The 2,246-nt window shown below is 58.5% G+C and carries 2 protein-coding genes; both read left to right on the plus strand.

Going from position 1 to position 2,246, the window contains the following annotated elements; genetic code table 11:
- A partial coding sequence (locus SJH88_RS18915; protein WP_274755363.1) for a diaminobutyrate--2-oxoglutarate transaminase occupies window positions 1-1,193 on the plus strand: 1,193 nt, incomplete at its 5' end.
- A gap of 2 nt (window positions 1,194-1,195) precedes the next feature.
- Window positions 1,196-2,246: pyridoxal phosphate-dependent decarboxylase family protein (locus SJH88_RS18920; protein WP_274755364.1), on the plus strand; the 1,051-nt coding region annotated here is incomplete at its 3' end.

Below are 2,246 nucleotides of genomic sequence, written 5' to 3' on the forward strand. Positions count from 1 at the left end.
GCGCGGGGACTTTGGCCTTGGGGCACAACCATCCCGCAGTGATTGAAAGCATTCAAACCACGCTGGCCAGCGGGTTGCCCTTGCATACGCTGGATTTGACGACGCCCCTCAAAGACGCGTTCACCGAAGCCTTGCTGGAACAATTGCCCGGCGGCAAAGACGCATATTGCCTACAGTTTTGTGGCCCATCGGGCGCGGATGGAACTGAAGCCGCCATCAAACTGGCCAAGACCTTTACCGGCCGCAGCTCGGTGATTAGCTTTTCTGGCGGTTACCACGGCATGACGCATGGTGCTTTGGCCATGACGGGCAATCTGTCTGCCAAAAATGCGGTGCATGGCTTGATGCCCGGCGTGCAATTCATGCCCTACCCCCATGAATACCGCTGCCCACTGGGTATTGGCAGTGAAGCAGGCGTCGATGCTTTGACCTATTACTTCGAAAACTTTATCGAAGACGTAGAAAGCGGCGTGACCAAGCCTGCGGCAGTGATTTTGGAAGCCATCCAAGGCGAAGGCGGTGTGGTGGTTGCACCCACCAAGTGGTTGAAAAAAATCCGCGAAGTGACCGAAAAGCACGGCATCGTATTGATCTTGGACGAGGTGCAAGCAGGCTTTGCACGCTCGGGCAAGATGTTTGCGTTTGAGCATGCGGGCATTGAGCCTGACGTCATCGTCATGTCCAAAGCCGTGGGTGGTAGCTTGCCACTGGCGGTGCTGGGCATTAAGCGCAAGTTCGATGCATGGCAGCCTGCAGGCCACACCGGCACGTTCCGCGGCAACCAGATGGCCATGGGCACGGGCATTGCCACATTGAAGGCCATTCGTGATCAAAACCTGGCCCAAAACGCCCAAGAGCGTGGCGATTTCCTGCAAGCCGAACTGAAGAAAATGGCGACGGAATTCCCCTGCATTGGGAATGTGCGTGGTCGTGGCCTCATGCTGGGCATTGAAATTGTGGACGAGAGCCAGTCCCCAGACCATATGGGGTCCTTGCCTGCCGATGCCAAGCTGGCAGCGGCCATTCAAACGGCGTGCTTTAACAACCAGTTGCTGCTGGAAAAGGGCGGGCGCAATGGCACGGTGATTCGTTTGCTGTGCCCATTGATCATTACGCAGGCCGAGTGCGAAGAGGTCCTGGTGCGCTTCAAGCGTGCATTGGCTGAAGCGCTGGTTGCGGTACGGGGCGCATAAGCATGGTGGATTTTTCTGAACACCGCCAAGCACTGCTGTGCAACGATGCCGCATCGATTGCCGACTACAAACAGGCCATGGCGCAAGCCACTGAGGCCGTGGCTGCCTGGCTGCAAAACGACAAGATGTACACGGGCGGCAGCATCAAGGAACTGCGCAGCACGATTGCATTCACCCCCTCGAAAGAGGGCATGGGCGTGCAACCAGCGCTGCAGCGCATGGTCGAGCTTTTCTTAAACAAGAGCCTGAAAGTGCACCACCCGCACTCGCTCGCGCATTTGCACTGCCCGACGATGGTGGCCAGCCAGATTGCCGAGGTGCTGATCAACGCCACCAACCAGTCCATGGACTCGTGGGACCAAAGCCCGGCGGGTTCGTTGATGGAAGTGCAGCTCATCAACTGGCTGCGTGGGAAAGTGGGCTATGGCGCAGGCAATGCCGGTGTCTTTACCTCGGGCGGCACCCAGTCCAACCTGATGGGCGTGCTGCTGGCGCGCGATGCGTGCATTGCCAAGCACTGGAAGGATGAGCAAGGCCAGCCTTGGTCGGTACAGCGCGACGGCATTCCTGCGGAGGCTCTGCGCAACGTCAAAGTCATCTGTTCGGAGAACGCACACTTCTCCGTGCAAAAGAACATGGCCATGATGGGCATGGGCTTTCAGTCCGTGGTGACCGTTCCGGTGGATGCCGATGCGCGCATGGACATGGATGCGCTGGCGCACACCATGGCGCGCCTGCAAGCCGAAGGCAAGATCGTGGCGTGCGTGGTGGCCACAGCAGGCACGACCGATGCGGGTGCCATTGACCCCCTGCCGCAAGTGCGTGCCATCAGCGCGCAATATGGCGCGTGGATGCACGTGGATGCGGCTTGGGGTGGTGCGTTGATTCTTTCGCAGCAGCACCGCGATCTGCTGGCAGGCCTGGAGTTGGCGGACTCGATCACGCTGGACTTTCACAAGCATTTCTTCCAAAGCATATCGTGTGGTGCGTTCTTGCTCAAAGACGAAGCGAACTACCGCTTCATGCACTACGAGGCGGAGTATCTGAACTCGG

It is taken from the genome of Comamonas sp. GCA5, from assembly GCF_036541385.1.
Lineage (GTDB): Bacteria > Pseudomonadota > Gammaproteobacteria > Burkholderiales > Burkholderiaceae_C > Comamonas > Comamonas aquatica.